Origin of the sequence: Pseudomonas sp. TH06 (assembly GCF_016651305.1) — a bacterium.
GTDB lineage: Bacteria > Pseudomonadota > Gammaproteobacteria > Pseudomonadales > Pseudomonadaceae > Aquipseudomonas.
This window is the reverse complement of the sequence record NZ_JAEKEC010000001.1, coordinates 4,853,062-4,870,661: the sequence shown is the minus strand read 5'-3', so window position 1 is coordinate 4,870,661 and position 17,600 is coordinate 4,853,062. Positions and strand designations below refer to the sequence as shown.

The following is a 17,600-nucleotide window of genomic DNA, read 5'->3' as shown; positions in this document are numbered from 1 at the left end:
GAGGGTTGACAGGCGGCAGCCCGGGCATGGTTAATCGGCTGGCAAGTTGTCCGTACGCTGGTGTTCCCTCCAATAATTATTCTGGAGCTTCAGATGTCTGCGCCACACGACCATGTCTCTTCCGCCGAATCCTCAGTGTTATCGCTTGAAGCGCTGACACTACTGCTCGAAACGATTTTTCTGCGCCACGGCACCTCTGTCGAGGTCGCCCGGGTGCTGGCCACAAATTGCGCCAATGCCGAACGCGACGGTGCTCACAGCCACGGCGTATTCCGCATTCCGGGTTACGTCTCGACCCTGAAAAGTGCCTGGGTCAATGGCCATGCCGTGCCCCGGGTCGAAGATATCGCGCCCGGGTTTGTCCGCGTCGATGCCGGTAACGGTTTCGCCCAGCCGGCATTGGCTGCCGCCAGGCCATTGCTGGTGGAGAAGGCGCGGCATGCCGGAATCGCCGTGTTGGCGATTCGCAATTCCCATCACTTCGCGGCGCTGTGGCCGGATGTCGAACCTTTCGCCGACGAAGGTCTGGTGGCGCTCAGCGTGGTCAACAGCATGACCTGCGTGGTGCCGCACGGCGCCGACCGGCCGTTGTTCGGCACCAATCCGATTGCCTTTGCCGCGCCACGGGCCGGCGCCGCGCCAATCGTCTTCGACTTGGCCACCAGCGCAATCGCCCATGGCGACGTACAGATCGCCGCGCGCAAGGGTGAACGGTTACCGGCCGGCATGGGTGTCGACAGCCTCGGCCAGCCGACCCAGGACCCCAAGGCAATTCTCGAAGGTGGGGCGTTGTTGCCGTTTGGCGGGCACAAGGGCTCGGCGCTGTCGATGATGGTGGAATTGTTGGCAGCGGCGCTGACCGGCGGCAATTTTTCTTTCGAGTTCGACTGGTCGAATCATCCCGGGGCGAAAACCCCGTGGACCGGGCAGTTGCTGATCGTCATCGACCCGAGCAAGGCCGCCGGGCAGAGTTTTGCCGAGCGCAGTGAAGAGCTGGTGCGACAGATGCATGGCGTCGGGCTCAAGCGGTTGCCGGGGGATCGCCGACATTGGCAGCGGGCGAAATCGTTGGCAGAAGGGATAGTGCTGGATCAGCAGACGTTGGCGCAGTTGCGGGAACTGGCTGCTGATTGAGATTACACATTGTGGCGAGGGGATTTATCCCCGATGGCCTGCACAGCAGGCCCGCCTTTTGATTTAAAAGCGGGGGCCACTTCGTGCCCCATCGGGGATAAACCCCCTCACCACAATGAGTTCAAACTCAGGTACGAGTTTCTGCTAAAAAATATTCTGCTTAACGACGGCCGAGCAACAGGCCAACCACCAGACCAAACCCGGCGGAAATCGCAACGGTCTGCCAAGGGTGGCCACCAATGTAGCTTTCGGTCGCGTCGACGGCAGGTTTGGTGCGGTCGCGTACGCTGGATACCGAATCGAGCGCCTGTTGCAGTTTCAGGGCGATTTGCCCGCGCAGGGTCTCCGCTTCTTCACCGACCAGTGAGGCGCTGCTCTTGAGCAGTTTGTCGGACTCTTCAATCAGAGCCTGAAGTTCGCTGAAGGCTTGATCCTTGATTTGGTCTTCGGCGGCTTGCACGGCGGATTTCCGGGCCATTGGGTGACTCCTTGCAGTTGAATGGACAGTGATCAATGGAGTGTGGCGCTGTGTAAAAAGTTGCACTGAATTTAGCCCGGGAACAAAAACCTGCGCGGGAGATTTCCGTCGAGCGTGTAAGATGTCGCCATTTTACGCAGCAGGATAATTCCCCATGAGTTTCAATCTGGCCGACAAATCCCTCGCAGAGCGCGCCGCGCTGGAAGACGAGAAATCCCGTCTGTTCGAACTCTGGCAGAACAATCTGGGCAAAGCCAAAGGTGAAGCCGCACGGTTGTTCGGTGAGCGCGCCAAGCGCAAGGGCAAGTGGGCCGAGTGGGTCCGCGCGGAACTGGACGGCATGTCGCCACCCGAGTTCGCCAACATGGTGCGCAGTGAAGTCAATCGCTTGATGGCGGCGAACAAGTAACGCCGCGTCAGTCGAGGGTGAAGCACGCGACAATCGCCTCGCGCACCTTCACCACCACCGGGTCGATCTGCGTGCTGGTGCGCCAGCCCAGCTCGATCGGGTAACGCGGCAAGGCCAGCGGGCAGGGCAATAGCGCAAGGCCACTGAGCGCCGCGATGCTCTCGGCGGCATGCGCCGGAATCGTCGCCACCGCCTGACTGCCCTTGAGCAGATGTGGCAGCGCGGCAAAATGCGTGGTCGATGCGCATACCCGCCGACTCATGCCCACGGCCGCCAGCCCCTCATCGGTAATCCCGATAAAACCGCCCGACGACACCAGAATGTGCTCGCGTTCGACGAACTCGTCCAGACCGATCTGCTGCTGGCCGGGCGCAAGGCTCGCCCGGTCGACCAGGCACGCGTAACCCCCTTCACCCAAGACTTGACGGCTGAGCAGACGCTCGGCAAATCCGCCAGCGGTTATCGCCAGGTCGATACTGCGCTCCATCAGGGCGCGGGCGACGATCAGGCTGTGGGTCTGCCGGAAGATCAGCCGCAGTTTTGGTGCGCTACGGGCGATTTCCTCGATCAGCCGCCGGCCATAAGCGATTTCGAAGTCGTCCGACAGGCCCACTGTCACCGAGCGCCCTTCGTAATGATTGGCCGTCGGATCGACCATCGCCAGGCTTTGCCGGCATTTGTTCAGGGCTTCGCTGACCACCGGTTTGAGCTGATTGGCCTTGAGCGTCGGCGCGAGTCCGCGTCCGGTGCGCACAAACAGTTGATCGCCATACACCTCACGCAAGCGCCGCAACGCCGCGCTGACGGCCGATTGCGTCACGCCCAGGCGCAATGCGGCGCGGCTGGCACTGGATTCCTCATGCAGGGCTTCGAAAACTTTCAGCAAGTTGAGGTCGACATTGGCGATATTCATTTGGCTCATATCATTCAGCAGTGATCGGGGCTTTATTCATGATCCCGTGGCGCCGGAGAATCAGCAACACTTGAATCCGATGGAGTGACCACGATGCCAAAGTCAATTGTTGCTGCGCTGCAGATCGGCTCTTTGCCCGGTGGCAAGGGCGAAACCCTGGAGCAGATTCTGGGCTGGGAGGCGGCGATCATCGAGTCCGGTGCGTCACTGGTGGTCATGCCGGAAGCGTTGCTCGGCGGCTATCCGAAAGGCGAGGGCTTCGGCACGCAACTGGGTTATCGATTGCCGGAAGGTCGCGAAGCGTATGCGCGGTATTTCGCCAATGCCATTGATGTGCCGGGGGCGGAAACCGAAGACCTGGCCGATCTGTCGGCGCGCACCGGCGCCAATCTGGTGATCGGCGTTATCGAGCGCGCTGGCAGCACTTTGTATTGCACGGTGCTGTACTTCGATCCGCAGACCGGGCTGGCAGCCAGGCACCGCAAACTGATGCCCACGGGTACTGAACGACTGATCTGGGGCAAGGGTGATGGTTCAACGCTGCCGGTGCTCGACACCCAGGTCGGCAAACTCGGCGCGGTAGTGTGCTGGGAAAACATGATGCCGTTGCTGCGCACGACGATGTACGCCAAGGGCATTGAAGTCTGGTGCGCGCCGACCGTGGATGAGCGTGAAATGTGGCAGGTAAGCATGCGCCATATCGCCCATGAGGGCCGTTGCTTTGTGGTCAGTGCCTGTCAGGTGCAGGCGTCGCCGAAGCAACTGGGCGTGGAGATTGCCAACTGGCCGGCGGACCGTGCGTTGATTGCCGGCGGCAGCGTGATTATCGGGCCGATGGGCGATGTACTTGCCGGGCCGTTACGCGGCGAGGCGGGGCTGCTGACAGCCGAAATAGACACCGCAGACCTGGTTCGCGCCCGGTATGACTACGACGTGGTCGGCCATTACGCCCGGCCCGATATCTTCGAGCTGAGCGTCGACGAACGCGCGAAACCGGGCGTGCGCTTCAACACATAACCCGCGCTTGACACTTACCCACTGTAGGAGCTGCCGCAGGCTGCGATCTTTTGATCTTGTCTTTAAAAACCAAAATCAAAAGATCGCAGCCTGCGGCAGCTCCTACAGTTCCAGTTTCAATGGTTAATGATTTTGCAGCCATTCCTCGCGGGTGATTTCCCAGAGATCCCGAGCAAAGCGCCCTCCGACAAAATTGTCTTCATCGCTGCGAATCAGACGCATCCCGGCGCGTTCGGAGAGGCGGCGCGAGCCGATGTTCGGCGCCGCTTTCGGCACGCGCATCACCGGGCGAGCAAGGGTTCCAAACCAGTAGTTCGTCACCGCCGCGCAGGCTTCGCTCATCAAACCCTTGCCTTGCCATGCCGGCGCAAGCCATAGCCCGCGGTTGTTGTCGGCTTGATCCATCAGGCTGATATTGCCGATCAATTGCTCTGGCGCGGTCTTCAGCCGAATCGACCAATGCCATTCCTTGCCAGCGGCCATTGCCGGTAACGCAACGTCGCGAAGGTAGGTAAGGGCGCCATTTTCCGGGTACGGCCACGGCACGGCGGCGTTCAGGTAGCGCACCACTTCCCAGTGGGCAAACTGCTGTTGCACCGCTTGCGCATCCGCCAGTTCCAGCGGGCGCAGGATCAGCCGTTCGGTGTACAACGTCGGTGTGTCTTCCATAAACCTGCGGCCTCCATGTATGTCTGTGTTGAACGACGCAGGCTAGCGCATCTTTACCAGGTCGCGGCGCTGGTTTTAGGCAGGCTGAGCTTGCCGCTGTCGGTGAAACGCATGGTGCCGAACAGCCCTCCGGCGAGTTTGCCACGCAGCACGTAAGGCAGATTGTCGAGGGTTTGCGTCTGGCTCAAACCGAGGGTCTGGCGGAGCACCGAGAACGCGGAAACGCTGACGGGCACGCTGACCACGGTTTCAGAGAAGCGCGCGATCGTGCCGCTCTGGTCACTGACGCCTGAGGCCAGCGGGCGGCCGTTGACTTCCAGATCCAGGGCAATGCCGTTGTAGTCGATGGCTGTTTCATTGGGGTTTTGCACGCGCAGCTTGATCGCGAAACGCACTTCCAGATCCTGGCTGGTCAGCGGCTCGATGCCGACCACGTTGATGTTGACCGGATCACGATTGGGAAACAGCGCGCAGGCACTGAGCGACAACAGCAGTAGCGACAGGATGACGGCGTGCAAACGGCGCATAAAAATCTCTCAATAAAAAAGGGCTGAACCGTTGCCGGCTCAGCCCTTTTTACTGGCGAAGCTTTTAGCGGTTCAACTGTGCGACAGCCGCAGCCGAGGCGGGTTCACCTTTGGCCGGGACGTCCGGGTTTTCCATGACCTGAAGAATAGAGGCTTCCGGATCGAAGTCGTCTTCTTCCAGCTCGATGAATTCCTCCGGCAGGAAGATGTTCAGCACGATAGCGCACAAGGCACCCACAGTGATCGGCGACTCAAAGATGTTGCGCAAGGCCTGCGGCAGTTCGCGCAGGACTTCCGGAACAGCAGCGATGCCTAGGCCCATTCCCAGGGAAATCGCCACGATGAGCATGTTGCGTCGATGCAGGCCGGCCTCGGCCAGAATCTTGATCCCGGCCACGGCGACGGTGCCGAACATCACCAGTTCGGCGCCGCCGAGCACCGGTTTCGGCATCAGTTGCAGGACGGCGCCGATCATCGGGAACAGCCCCAACACCACCAGCAGCCCGGCGATGAAGAACGCCACGTAACGGCTGGCCACACCGGTGAGCTGAATCACGCCATTGTTCTGCGCGAAGGTCACCATTGGCATGCTGTTGAACACGGCGGCCATGGCCGAGTTGAGGCCATCGGCGAGCAGGCCGGACTTGATCCGGCGGATGTACAGCGGGCCTTTCACCGGTTGCCGGGAGATCATCGAGTTGGCGGTCAGGTCACCGGCGGCTTCCAGCGGCGACACAAGGAAAATCACCGCCACCGGCACAAACGCCACCCAGTCGAAATTGAAACCGTACTTGAACGGCACCGGCACGCTGACCAGCGGCACCTCAGGCATCGTCGAGAAATCCACGGTGCCCATCAGCCACGCCACCACGTAGCCGAGGGTCAGGCCGATGACGATGGCGCCCAGACGCAGAAACGGTACGTCGACGCGGTTCAGCACAACGATGGTGCCGATCACCAGCGCGGCCAGAAAGATGTGGCTGGCAGCGCCCAGGTCAGGTGCGCCGAAACCTCCGGCAATGTCGGTCATTGCCACTTTGATCAGCGACAGGCCCATCAGGGTGATGATCGTGCCCGTGACCACCGGGGTGATCAGCATGCGCAGCTTGCCGATGAACTGGCTCAGCACCACTTCGATGAACGCGGCAAAGAAGCACACGCCAAAGATCGTCGAGAGGATTTCATCGGTACCGCCGCCGCGCGCCTTGACCATGAAACCGGCGCTGAGAATCACGCTGATAAAGGAGAAACTGGTGCCTTGCAGGCAAAGCAGCCCCGAACCGACCGGGCCGAAGCGCTTGGCCTGAACGAATGTACCGAGGCCGGAAACGAACAGCGCCATGCTGATCAGATAGGGGATCTCGCTTTGCAGCCCGAGAGCGCCGCCCATGATCAGGGTCGGGGTGATGATGCCGACGAAACTGGCGAGCACGTGTTGCAGCGCGGCAAACACGGTCGCGGTGAGGTGCGGGCGGTCGTTGAGGCCGTAGATCAGATCGTTGTTGCGCGGGGCTTTTTCAGAGACGGTCATGGTGTTTTGCGCGCCGTGAGGCGAGGCCGGGTCAAAAAATGGAGGCGCAGAATGCCGGAAGAGGACGGCGAGGGCAACGCATTAAAACTGCCTGAAAGGTCAGGTTTTATTGGGCCAGGCGGGTTTGGACATAGCCATCAGACAAACAGAGAACTTTGTGGCGAGGGGATTTATCTGTGGTGAGGGGATTTATCCCCGATGGGGTGCGGAGCGCCCCCAGTTCTTGGCTCGCAAAGAATGGGCCTGCTGCGCAGTCCATCGGGGATAAATCCCCTCGCCACAGGGTTCTCTATGTTCAGGTGAATGCGGCGAGCAAATCCTCTTCAAACGCCTTCTGCGCATCCCCCGGCACCAGCGCCCGGTGGCGGGCCAGATGAAACGCCACCTCGAAACTCAATTCGCCCTCACGCACCGGCCGCAACAAGCCTTTGGCCTGCCAGCCACGCGCGTAGTGATCCGGCAGATAACCGACATGCTTGCCCGACAGGATAAACGCCAGCGTCCCCTCAACCTGCTCCGAGCGCGCCGAACAGAGCTTGCCCTGAAACGGCTCATCCGAACGCAAAAACCGATACGGGTGATCGACCCGGTCACAAGCTTCTATCGCCGCATCGCTGGGCGCCTCATCCGTGAACAACGGATGCCCCGGCGCGCAATACAAATGCTGGGTTTCACTGAACAACTGGCGGTAGTCGAAGGCACTTTGTACTTGCGAGAAGTAGCCGATCGCCAAGTCCAGCCGCTGTTGCAGCAACAAGCGCTCCATCTCGCCGGGCATCGCGCTGATCAGCTCGATGCGCACCGACTCATCACGCTCACGAAAACGCCGGATCGCCTCAGCGACCCGTTGCAGCACCGATTGATCGACGGCTTCGGAAATGCCCAAGCGCACTTCACCGATCAAACGCCCGGCGACGCCGTTGGATTGATGGCGGAAGGTTTCAATCGATTCAAACAGGCTGCGAACCGCGATCAGCAACTGCTCGCCCTTGGGCGTGACACTGAAACCGCCCTTGCCACGGCTGCACAGCCGATAGCCGAGACGGGTTTCCAGCTTGGCCATTTGCTGGCTGATGCTCGATTGGCTCAGCCCCAGTTCACCTTGCGCGGCACTGAAACCTCCGCACTCGACCACCCGTACGAACAGGCGCAGCAGCTGCAGATCGACATCGTGAAGCTGTCCGAGCATTACATTACTCCGCGATAAAGTCAGGTTAACAAACTTGGTATTTTGCCAATGTATCCGAGCGCGCATCCTGTCACCACTTCCTCCGGTCAGGTGTTCGTCATGGCTCCCATGTTCAAGCTGTGTTTCCCCGCGCTGTTGTTGTCCGTGGTCATCAATGCCCAGGCCGAAGACAAAACCCTCAATCTGTACAGCTGGGCCGATTACGTGCCGCCGCAGACCCTGCAGCGTTTCGAACAGGAAACCGGGATCCACGTGCGCTACGACACGTTCGATACCTCCGAAGTGCTGGAAACCAAATTGCTCACCGGCGGCAGTGGTTACGACGTCGTGGTGCCGTCGTCCAGCGTGCTCGCCCGTGGACTGGCAGCCGGGGCGCTGAAAGAAATTCCCCACGACGGGCTCAAGGGCTACGCCAATCTCGATGCGGACCTGCTGGAGAAACTCGCCGCCGTCGATCCGGGCAATCGCTACGGCGTTCCATACACCTGGGGCACGCTCGGGCTGGGGATGAACGTCGAGGCGGTCAAGCAACGCCTGCCGAACGTGCCGCTGAACAGCCTCGACCTGCTGTTCAAGCCTGAATACGCCAGCAAGCTCAAGGACTGTGGCATCGCGATTCTCGATTCGCCGCAGGAAGTGATCGGGCTGGCGCTGCATTACCTCGGTAAAGATCCCTACAGCACCGACAAGCAGGATCTGGCCGCCGCCGAAGCGTTGTTGCAGAAGCTGCAGCCCTCGGTGCTGTACGTCGCCACTGGCCGGCAGATCAACGATCTCGCCAGCGGCAACGTATGCCTGGCCCTGACCTACAACGGTGATGCGAGCATGGCCGCCGATCAGGCGCGCAAGGCCAACAAACCGTACGAAGTCGGTTACCGCATTCCCAAGGAAGGCACGCTGATCTGGCAGGACAATCTGGCGATCCCCAAGGACGCGCCGCACCCCGAAGCGGCGCGGGCGTTTATCGAGTTCATGTTGCGTCCCGACTCGGTGGCCGAACTGACCAACACGCTGTTTTTCGCCACCGCCAACCAGGCTGCGACGCCGCTGGTGGATGAAGCGGTGCGCAACGACCCCGACATCTATCCGCCGAGCGCAGTGCGCGAACTTCTGTATGCCGACCGCAGCATGAGCCTCAAGGACATGCGCCAGCGCACGCGTCTGTGGACCACGTTCCGTAGCCATCAATAACTCATCGATAACAACAAGGAGCACACCGTGGATCAGCCCATGCTCAATGACCAGGCTTTGACCCGTGACAGCCTGTACGGCACTGCCGCCGAAAGCACCTACGCCGGCATCACCAGTTTCATGCGCCGCCGCTATAGCCGCGACCTGCGCGGTGTCGACGTGGCGGTCAGCGGCGTGCCGTTCGACACGGCCACCAGCAACCGTCCGGGCGCCCGTTTCGGGCCACGCGGGATTCGTGCGGCGTCCAGCGGGATTGCCTGGGAGCGCCACTGGCCATGGGCGTTTGACCCGTTCGATCATCTGGCGGTGATCGATTACGGCGACTGTGATTTCGATTACGGCTCACCACACAGCATCCCGGAAAGCATCGAGGCCCACGCCGAGCACATTCTCAATGCCGGCAGCGCCATGCTGACGTTCGGTGGCGACCACTTCATCAGTTATCCGCTGCTCAAGGCTCACGCCCGCAAACACGGCACGCTGTCGCTGATCCACTTCGATGCGCACAGCGACACCTGGCCAGATGAGGAGGGCAAGCGCGTCGATCACGGCACGATGTTCTGGCACGCGGCACGCGAGGGTCTGGTCGATCCGGCGCGGTCGGTACAGATCGGTTTACGCACCACCAATGACGATCATCAAGGCTTTCAGGTCCTCGACGCCCGGCAGGTGCATCGCAGTGGCTGCGAGGCGATCGTTGAAGCGATTCGCGCCCGCGTCGGCGATAACCCGGTGTACCTGACGTTCGACATCGATTGCCTCGATCCGGCGTTCGCTCCCGGCACCGGCACCCCGGTGTGCGGCGGTTTGAGCACGGTGCAGGCGCTGGAAATTCTCGGCGGTTTGCGCGGGATCAATCTGGTCGGCATGGACGTGGTGGAAGTGGCACCGGCATACGATCACGCCGAAGTCACCTCCCTGGCGGCGGCGACACTGGCGATGGAAATGCTCTGCCTCTATGCCGCCCGGCACAAAGTCGACCTCTAAAACCCCGCAACCTCCCTGTAGGAGCTGCCGCAGGCTGCGATCTTTTGCCTTTGATTTTTAAAAAACAAGGTCAAAAGATCGCAGCCTGCGGCAGCTCCTACACGGGCGACGCAGGCGGGGGATGTGTTGGCCGGGGAGCATCGTGCATACTGCCGCGCATGACTTTCGACTCTCCGCTAAGCGCCTGGCAACACGCCATCGAACACAAGGGTTTCATCCAGGATGAAGCTCAGGAGCATGCCGTCTGGGCACTGCAAAAATGCCACGAAGCCCTGCACGCCGGTGCCCGCTCGGTTACTGGCGTTTATCTGTGGGGCCCGGTCGGGCGCGGCAAGACCTGGCTGATGGATCAGTTTTATCAGAGCCTGCGGGTGCCGGCCCGGCGTCAGCATTTCCATCATTTCATGGGCTGGGTGCACCAGCGCTCGTTCCAGTTGACCGGGATCGCCGATCCACTGCGCGCACTGGCCAAAGAGCTGGCCGCCGAAGTGCGGGTGTTGTGCTTCGACGAACTGTTCGTCAACGACATCGGCGATGCAATCATTCTCGGGCGGCTGTTTCAGGTGATGTTCGACGAAGGCGTGGTGGTGGTCTGCACCTCTAATCTGCCGCCGGATGATCTGTATGCCGATGGCTTCAATCGCGACCGGTTTGTTCCGGCGATTGCTGCGATCAAGGCGCATATGCAAGTGGTCGCGGTGAACGGTGCGGAGGACCATCGTCTGCATCCGGGCGCTATCGAGCAGCGCTACTTTATCGCTGCGCCGCAGGGCGTCAGTGCATTGGCAGAGGTTTTTCGAGTGCTCACCTCAGGGCAATCGAGCAGCGCGGAACCAGTGCCGGTCGGGCATCGTGTGCTTAACGTAGTGCAGGCCAGTGAAAGCGTTATCTGGTGTCGCTACGCTGACCTCTGCGAGCAACCGTTCGCCGCCATGGACTTCATCGCACTGTGTGATCGCTACCGGGCTATCCTGTTAAGCGAAGTGCCGAACCTCAGTGCGCAAAAACGCGAGGGCCGCATCGCACGCGGCACCGAGGACGGCTCTGCACAAGTGGTGGCGGGTGATCGTGAGTTACCGCAGTTGTCGGTTCATGACGATGGTGTGCGCCGTTTCATCGCACTGGTCGACGAGTGCTACGACCGCAAGGTGCCGTTGTACATCGAGGCACAGGTGGCCATGGATGCGCTGTATACCGAGGGTTATCTGGAATTCCCGTTCCGCCGCACCCTCAGCCGTTTGCAGGAGATGCAGCTGCAGCGTTTTGCCGAAGCTTGAGTGAAGAGGGCGCCCGCATGACCCAGCCGTTGTCCCATCATCTGTTGACCATGGCGTATCAGAACGCCTGGGCCAATCACCGCCTGGCCAAGGCGTGGACGCAACTCGACGAGCGCGATCTGGCAGCGCCGCGAGTGAGTTTTTTTCCCAGTATCCGCCTGACACTCAACCACATTCTCACCTGCGACTGGTTCTACGTGGATGCGCTGGAACGGGAGTTACGCGGTGCCGAGCCGCACCCCGACTGCTATGTGTTTTTCAACGCCGACGAGCCGTTTACCGAGGGCGCACGATTGCGTGAAGAACAAGCCCATGTCGATCAACGCCTGATTGCTTATTGCGAGCAACTGCGCGATGCCGACCTGGCGCGCATCGTCACCATCGCCCGCGATACACCGCAGCATGACAGCCGTTTGCGCATGCTTTCGCACCTGTTCGAGCATCAGATCCATCATCGTGGCCAGGTTCACGCGATGCTCAGCGATACGCCGGTAAAACCACCGCAACTGGACGAGTTTTTCTGCGCAGGCGAGGCCGCGTTACGTGCCGAAGATTTTGCCGAGCTGGGCTGGACCGAAGAGCTGATCTGGGGCCACTGAGAAACTCAAGACACCTACCCTGTGGTGAGGGGATAAATCCCCTCACCACAGGGTTGTTGCTTGTACTCGCTCGCGCTAAGGTCGGTGCAGCCTTTCAGCAAGCACTTTGCGCGCCGGGGCTTTTGTGTGTTTGGGGATGGAAATGGATTCCACAGAAATTCTTGTGCTTCAGGCCAGTTACACCAATCCAGTGCATGCCGAGGCCATCGGTGTCGTGCTCAATCATTATGCAGAAGACCCCATGGGCGGCGGCCATCCGATCGACCCTGAGTTGCTGCGCCGGTTGCCCGAAGAGCTGGCGCGCCGACCGCATGCCTTCAGCGTGCTGGCGTTTGTCGGTGGTGAGCCGGCGGGGTTGGTGAACTGTTTTGAAGGGTTTTCGACGTTTGCCTGCAAACCGTTGGTCAACATCCACGATGTGGCGGTGATGAGCAAATTTCGCGGTCTGGGCCTGAGCCAGAAAATGCTGCTCAAGGTCGAGGAAATTTGCCGCCAGCGTGGCTGCTGCAAGATCACCCTCGAAGTGCTGGAGGGCAACGACGTTGCACAAAATGCCTACGGTAAATTCGGCTTCGCGCCCGGCATGTTCAACCCGGATCATGGACGCATGCTGTTCTGGATCAAAAACCTCTAGCCATAAAAAAAGGCGCCCGATAAGGGCGCCCAAACTGTCTTCCCCCAGGCCAGAGCGGAGCCATGGGAGGTCCATCGGTTGCTCGGTCAATCTCAGTCGCGGTACGACTCGGTCACTTGCGCCGTCTGATCGGCGGGAACGCGAATTTCTTTCGCGTTGGCGTCGCTCTTCTGCTCGCTCTGGGCGTGGTGAACCGGGAAATTGTCATAGTAATAACGCATGCGCTCAGCGCCGCCTTCGGCGAAGACGCTGGCAGAACCCAGGGCAAATACCCCGGCAAGGATTGCGGTAGTGATTTTCATGGTGCCTCCTACTGAACAAGTGGGAGCCGTTCGTCCATGAAGCAGATCTCGGAAGCGAGTCTGTGCGACAGGAATTAACTCGGGGTTAACGCCCGTTCAGTGTAGTTTTTGCAGCATGTTGCGAGGTGTTATCTGACAGGCGCGGCGCACTTCAGGCGCACCGCGTCAGAGGGGAAGGGGTCAGAGCTTCCAGTCGAGACTCAACGTCACCGTGCGCGGATCGCCCCAGAACACACCATTGTAAAAGCCGACATTCTCGTAATATTTCGTGTCGAACAGGTTGTCGACGTTCAGCGAGGCCGAGAGGTTTTTGTCGATAGCGTAGCGCGACATCAGTTTGACCACGGTGTAGCCGCCCTGATTGATCCGCGTGTTCTCGGTAATGAAATCACCAGCCGCATCGCGGCCGATCGGGCGAGCCGAATCGCCATAGATGCTGCTTTGCCAATTGACTGCGCCGCCCACGGTCAATGCCTGCCAGTCGCCCGGCAAGCGGTACGCCGTGGACACGCGCAGCATGTTCAACGGCTGGTTTTCATTGGTGCGCTGCTTCTCGCCGTTGACCGAATGGGTGTACGTGTAGCCAGCGGTCATGTTCCAGCCATCGCTGATTTCACCGGAGACTTCGGCTTCGAAGCCACTGACCTTGTTGCCCTTGCCGCCGGATTTGTAGAATTCCTCTCCGGTCACCGGGTCGGGCGGCACGGAGTTGTCACGTTCGGCGACATTGTCTTGCTTGCTCCAGAACAACGCGGTGGCAACGTTGAGGCGCTCTTCCAGCAAGCTGCCCTTGAGTCCCAGTTCGTAGTTGCTGCCCACCACCGGTTCGAGGTATTTACGGTTGCTGTCGCGGTTGCCTTGCGGTTTGAAAATATCGGTGTAACTGACGTAAACGGTGTATTCCGGGGTCAAGTCATAAAGCAGGCCGGCGTAGGGCGTCCAGATGTCGTTCTGTTTTTGACTAGTTGCATCGACACGGGTCAATTGCCGGTTGTTGTCATAGTAATAATCGCTGTTTTCGCCTTCCCAGCTGCCATAACGGCTGCCGATCACCGCATGCAGTTCGTCGGTGAGACTCAGGCGGGTGGCGAGGTAACCGGCCTTCTGGCGAGTGTTGCCTCGGGAGCCGGTAAGGTCGCTGACAGTATCGGGAAACTTGGCGATATTGCCCATGTACTTCCAGTCGCGGATCTTGCCGTAGTCGTCCGGAACCGGGCCATCGAAGGTCTTGGGCGAGTAGGAGCGATGTTCGGCTTCGCCATAGCCGAACATCATTTCGTGCTCGCGACCGAGCAACGAATAAGGGCCGGAGATATTGAAGTCATAGACGCTCATCTTCTGCGTGCCGATCATGTGCGAGGTGTAGGCGAGCATGCCGCTGCGATCGGCCTCGGGAAAGCCGCCACCGCCGTAATAGACCTTGCCGTCGACATCGCTTTGGCGATGGGTATACGCGGCTTTCAGGCGCCATCCACCGGCCAATTCCTGATCAAGGGTGGCGAACGCGGTTCTGTCCTTGAGCGGCCATGAACTCCACGATGTCGCCATATTCGTCGATCGGCTGAGCCTGGCCTTGCTGCCGTCGGCATTCCAGTAGGGCAGGGTGCCCCATGCCGTGCCCTGAACCTGTTTGTCCTGATAGTCATAACCCACCGCCAACACCGTGGAATCGGTCAGGTCTGCTTCCAGAATCCCGTAACCCACCTCACGTTGCAGCGCGTAGTGATCGCGGAACGACTGACTGTCGCGGTAGGCCAGCACTGTACGCCCACGCAAGCGACCGTCGAAGGCCAGCGGCCCACCCACGTCGACATAGCTGTAGTAATCGTCATAGCTGCCGCCACTGACACCGGCCAATGCCTGCCCTTGAGCAGTCGGGCGCTTGCGCACCATGTTGATGGTCGCGGACGGATCGCCCGCGCCTGTGGTCAGGCCGGTGGCGCCGCGGACCACTTCGATGCGGTCGTAAATGATCGTGTCGGCATCGGTCTTCATGCGATCGAAGGTGTTGAGCATCCCGTCGATCTGGAAGTTGTTGATCGAATAACCGCGCGCCGAATAGCTGACCCGATCCGAGTCCATGTGCTGCACGACCACGCCGGTGGTCTGGCTCATGGCCTCGGACAATGTACCGAGCTTGAAATCATCCATTTGCTGACGCGTCACCACGGACACCGATTGCGGGGTTTCCTTGATCGACAGGTTCATCCGCGTCGCGGTGCTCATGGCGCCGGTGGTGTAGGCGCTGGTATTTTCGGTGTTGGTGCCCAAACCCTGGGCAGTGACGCTGGTCGATTCCAGTTCCAGCGCCGTGGCGGCAGGCTCCGGCGGTTTTTCCGCTGCGGATTCAGCCAGCAGATCGGGGCTCAGGGCTGCACCACAAAGGCCTAGCGTGAGGGTCATGGAACGGGTGATGGGCGCGAACATCGCAGCCGACTCCTTGTCTTCGAGGGAAAAAATCCGTTTGTTCAAAGACGAAGTGAGGGCATGAGATTTAGTGTCAAACGCGAAACATTATTATTTGATGGCGTTGCGGGCATGAAAAAGGGGCCGGTTTCGGCCCCTTCTCAGTGTTACTTTTGCGCGACGCCTGCGGGTGCGGGGTCAGGTTTTTTCGGCTTCATCAGGCTGAAGTCGATCAGCGCACGCTGTTCGGTCTGGTACGGATCACCGATCAGCAACGGCCGTTGTTTGAAGCTGTCGCTGACCACGCTCTTGCTGTGGTCCAGCTCGTCGAAACTCAAACCGGCCATGTCTGCCCAGGTGTGAATCAGGTGCGAGCTGCTGTACGGACGATCAAGATCACCGGCGAAGTTCCAGTCATGGTTGGCCTTCCATTTCGGCGACGCCCAGGCCATGAACGGAATGGTGTACATCGGCGCCGTCGGCTTGTTCTCGTTACGACCGAGTGTGCTGTGACCGACCGAGTCGAACACGTCTTCACCGTGGTCCGAAAGGTACAGCAGGAAGCCGTTCGGATCGGACTTGGCGTAATCCTTGATCAGGCTCGACACCACGAAGTCGTTGTACAGCACGGCGTTGTCGTAGCTGTTGTAGGTCGGCACCTGATCGTCACGTACGCCGGCCGGGACGCCATTGCGATCCTGGAACTTGTCGAAGGTCGGCGGATAACGGTACTGGTAGCTCATGTGCGTGCCGAGCAGGTGGACAACGATCAATTTACGCGGTGCAGCATCAGTCAGGGCTTTGTTGAACGGCTCGATCACATCGCCGTCGTACTGGGCGGCGTTCTGGTTGCGGTTGTTGTTCAGGTAAACCTGCTCGTCAGCCTGCTCGGAAAACGTCGTGAGCATGGTGTTGCGCTTGGTCATGGTCTGCTGGTTGGTGATCCAGAAGGTCTTGTAGCCTGCCTGTTTCATCATGCTGACCAGCGACGGCGTCGACAGGTACAGATCCGGGTGTTCTTCGTCGGCAAAGGTCAAGACCTGCTGCAACGCCTCGATGGTGTACGGGCGAGGGGTGACGACGTTGTCGAACACCGCGAGCTGATCCTTGAGCTTGTCCAGCTCAGGCGTGGTGTTGCGTTGATAACCGTAAAGGCTCATGCGCTGACGGTTGGTCGACTCACCGATCACCAGCACCAGCGTCGAAGGCTCATTGGCCGACGCATTCTTGAGGTTATGCAGCGGTGGAATCTTGCTCGCGCTGTGCAGCATGCCCTGCATGTCGGCCAGCGTATCGAGATAACGGTGGTAGGCCACCGCCATTTGCCATGGCACGGCCGGCTCGATGCGGGTCTCGAACTTCTCGAAGCCTTGAGCGAAGTTGCCCATGCGCAGGGTCTGCTTGACCAGCGGATAACCGACCACGGCAATCACGATGGCGGCGGCGGCGACCATGGCGCGGCCACGCGGCATGTACACCGGGCGCAGGCGCGTCCACAGGAAGTAGGCGAAGGCGGTATGCGCGAGGAACGCCGGCACCATCCACCAGGCAAAGTACTGGGTCATGTACTCGCCGGCTTCGGACACGTTCGACTCGAACATGATGAAGATGACGCTCTGGGAGAATTCCTGCTGATAAATGAAGAAATAACCCAGGCTGGCCATCGAACAGGCCCACAGCACGACGCCGATCACGGCGGCCAGCAGTTTGGTGCGCTTGGGGAACAGCAGCATCGGTGCCAGCCAGAGTGCGCTCATGAAGAACGCCTGGCGGAACCCGCTGAAACCGGAGGTGCCGGTAATCTGAATCAGCAGTTGGGTAATGCCGGAAAAGTACCAGAAGAACACAAAAAGCCAGAGTAGACCGGCCCAGTCGAAACCTGCCGCAGTCGTTGTGCTGCGTTTGAACAATGCCATTCGGCGCTCCAGCTATCTCGTTACAACCACCGCCGGAACATCCATGGAGCCGACGAACAAAGGCCGCACGCGCAGGTACGACCATAATGGAGGCGGAGTATTACGAAGCGAATGTGAAAGTTTTGTTAATCACCGCTCTTGTCAGTGCGCAAGCGGTCACAAGTACAGCGTGTCGGGAACCGCGAGTGCTGTTCCCGAATCAGGTGGGGAAGATCAGGCATGCGGGTGGCGCTGAACAACCGGCAGCGGCTTGGGCTGAGCACCCAATGTCATCGCGCGCAGTTGCGCCAATTCCTGTTTCAGTTGGTCGCGCTCGTCTTTCAACTGGCGCAATTCATCGCGACGGATTGTCACGTACAGGGTTTGTGGCGGCATTGCTGTGTGTACTGTGCCCATTGCTCACCTCGCAAATGGCGTGTCT

At 60.0% G+C, this 17,600-nt stretch carries 18 protein-coding genes; 8 read left to right on the top strand and 10 right to left on the bottom strand.

Annotated elements, in window-relative coordinates; translation table 11 throughout:
- The first annotated feature begins 93 nt into the window (after positions 1-93).
- Entirely contained in the window at positions 94-1,134 is a 1,041-nt protein-coding gene (locus tag JFT86_RS21695) for an Ldh family oxidoreductase (RefSeq protein ID WP_201238263.1), read from the top strand.
- 160 nt (positions 1,135-1,294) lie between these two features.
- Here the strand turns inward: JFT86_RS21695 and JFT86_RS21690 are convergent, their stop codons facing one another.
- Entirely contained in the window at positions 1,295-1,612 is a 318-nt protein-coding gene (locus JFT86_RS21690; RefSeq protein WP_016982860.1) for a DUF883 family protein, read from the bottom strand.
- Between the two features lie 154 nt (positions 1,613-1,766).
- Between JFT86_RS21690 and JFT86_RS21685 the strand changes: the two genes are divergently transcribed.
- On the top strand, positions 1,767-2,021 hold the full coding sequence (locus JFT86_RS21685) for a hypothetical protein (protein ID WP_038363082.1): 255 nt from the start codon (positions 1,767-1,769) through the stop codon (positions 2,019-2,021).
- Between the two features lie 7 nt (positions 2,022-2,028).
- Here the strand turns inward: JFT86_RS21685 and JFT86_RS21680 are convergent, their stop codons facing one another.
- Positions 2,029-2,943, bottom strand: coding sequence for a LysR family transcriptional regulator (locus JFT86_RS21680; RefSeq protein WP_201238262.1), 915 nt, complete (start codon positions 2,941-2,943; stop codon positions 2,029-2,031).
- A gap of 84 nt (positions 2,944-3,027) precedes the next feature.
- Here JFT86_RS21680 and JFT86_RS21675 point away from each other — a divergent pair, with 84 nt between their 5' ends.
- Complete coding sequence (locus JFT86_RS21675; RefSeq protein WP_201238261.1) at positions 3,028-3,951, top strand: carbon-nitrogen hydrolase family protein; 924 nt, start codon at positions 3,028-3,030, stop codon at positions 3,949-3,951.
- Between the two features lie 123 nt (positions 3,952-4,074).
- Here the strand turns inward: JFT86_RS21675 and JFT86_RS21670 are convergent, their stop codons facing one another.
- The 4 genes from JFT86_RS21670 to JFT86_RS21655 form a co-directional block, all read right to left on the bottom strand.
- Positions 4,075-4,620, bottom strand: coding sequence for a GNAT family N-acetyltransferase (locus JFT86_RS21670; protein WP_201238260.1), 546 nt, complete (start codon positions 4,618-4,620; stop codon positions 4,075-4,077).
- 53 nt (positions 4,621-4,673) lie between these two features.
- Complete coding sequence (locus JFT86_RS21665) at positions 4,674-5,147, bottom strand: LEA type 2 family protein (RefSeq protein ID WP_201238259.1); 474 nt, start codon at positions 5,145-5,147, stop codon at positions 4,674-4,676.
- A 64-nt stretch (positions 5,148-5,211) separates the two neighbouring features.
- Positions 5,212-6,678 (bottom strand): nucleobase:cation symporter-2 family protein, encoded by a 1,467-nt coding sequence (locus JFT86_RS21660; protein ID WP_201238258.1) that lies wholly within the window; start codon positions 6,676-6,678, stop codon positions 5,212-5,214.
- A gap of 295 nt (positions 6,679-6,973) precedes the next feature.
- Positions 6,974-7,867, bottom strand: coding sequence for a LysR family transcriptional regulator (locus tag JFT86_RS21655; protein WP_201238257.1), 894 nt, complete (start codon positions 7,865-7,867; stop codon positions 6,974-6,976).
- Positions 7,868-7,966: 99 nt separating this feature from the next.
- Between JFT86_RS21655 and JFT86_RS21650 the strand changes: the two genes are divergently transcribed.
- The 5 genes from JFT86_RS21650 (at position 7,967) to JFT86_RS21630 (ending at position 12,555) form a co-directional block, all read left to right on the top strand.
- Positions 7,967-9,058 (top strand): polyamine ABC transporter substrate-binding protein, encoded by a 1,092-nt coding sequence (locus JFT86_RS21650; protein ID WP_201238256.1) that lies wholly within the window; start codon positions 7,967-7,969, stop codon positions 9,056-9,058.
- Between the two features lie 27 nt (positions 9,059-9,085).
- Positions 9,086-10,045 (top strand): agmatinase, encoded by a 960-nt coding sequence (gene speB, locus JFT86_RS21645; RefSeq protein WP_201238255.1) that lies wholly within the window; start codon positions 9,086-9,088, stop codon positions 10,043-10,045.
- A 158-nt stretch (positions 10,046-10,203) separates the two neighbouring features.
- Positions 10,204-11,322, top strand: coding sequence for a cell division protein ZapE (gene zapE / locus JFT86_RS21640; protein ID WP_201238254.1), 1,119 nt, complete (start codon positions 10,204-10,206; stop codon positions 11,320-11,322).
- A gap of 17 nt (positions 11,323-11,339) precedes the next feature.
- Positions 11,340-11,921, top strand: coding sequence for a DinB family protein (locus JFT86_RS21635; RefSeq protein WP_201238253.1), 582 nt, complete (start codon positions 11,340-11,342; stop codon positions 11,919-11,921).
- A 142-nt stretch (positions 11,922-12,063) separates the two neighbouring features.
- On the top strand, positions 12,064-12,555 hold the full coding sequence (locus tag JFT86_RS21630) for a GNAT family N-acetyltransferase (RefSeq protein WP_201238252.1): 492 nt from the start codon (positions 12,064-12,066) through the stop codon (positions 12,553-12,555).
- Between the two features lie 92 nt (positions 12,556-12,647).
- Here JFT86_RS21630 and JFT86_RS21625 read toward each other — a convergent pair whose 3' ends face one another.
- The 4 genes from JFT86_RS21625 to JFT86_RS21610 form a co-directional block, all read right to left on the bottom strand.
- The gene (locus tag JFT86_RS21625; RefSeq protein WP_201238251.1) at positions 12,648-12,857 is read right to left on the bottom strand and encodes a hypothetical protein; all 210 of its coding nucleotides are present in this window, start codon (positions 12,855-12,857) and stop codon (positions 12,648-12,650) included.
- A gap of 180 nt (positions 12,858-13,037) precedes the next feature.
- Entirely contained in the window at positions 13,038-15,284 is a 2,247-nt protein-coding gene (locus JFT86_RS21620; RefSeq protein WP_201238250.1) for a TonB-dependent siderophore receptor, read from the bottom strand.
- A 146-nt stretch (positions 15,285-15,430) separates the two neighbouring features.
- Positions 15,431-17,179: a phosphoethanolamine transferase CptA gene (locus JFT86_RS21615; RefSeq protein ID WP_201238249.1), complete on the bottom strand. Its 1,749-nt coding sequence runs from the start codon at positions 17,177-17,179 to the stop codon at positions 15,431-15,433.
- A 213-nt stretch (positions 17,180-17,392) separates the two neighbouring features.
- A complete protein-coding gene (locus JFT86_RS21610) occupies positions 17,393-17,575 on the bottom strand; it encodes a DUF6026 family protein (RefSeq protein WP_103302099.1) in 183 nt (60 codons plus the stop codon).
- Between the last annotated feature and the right edge of the window lie 25 nt (positions 17,576-17,600).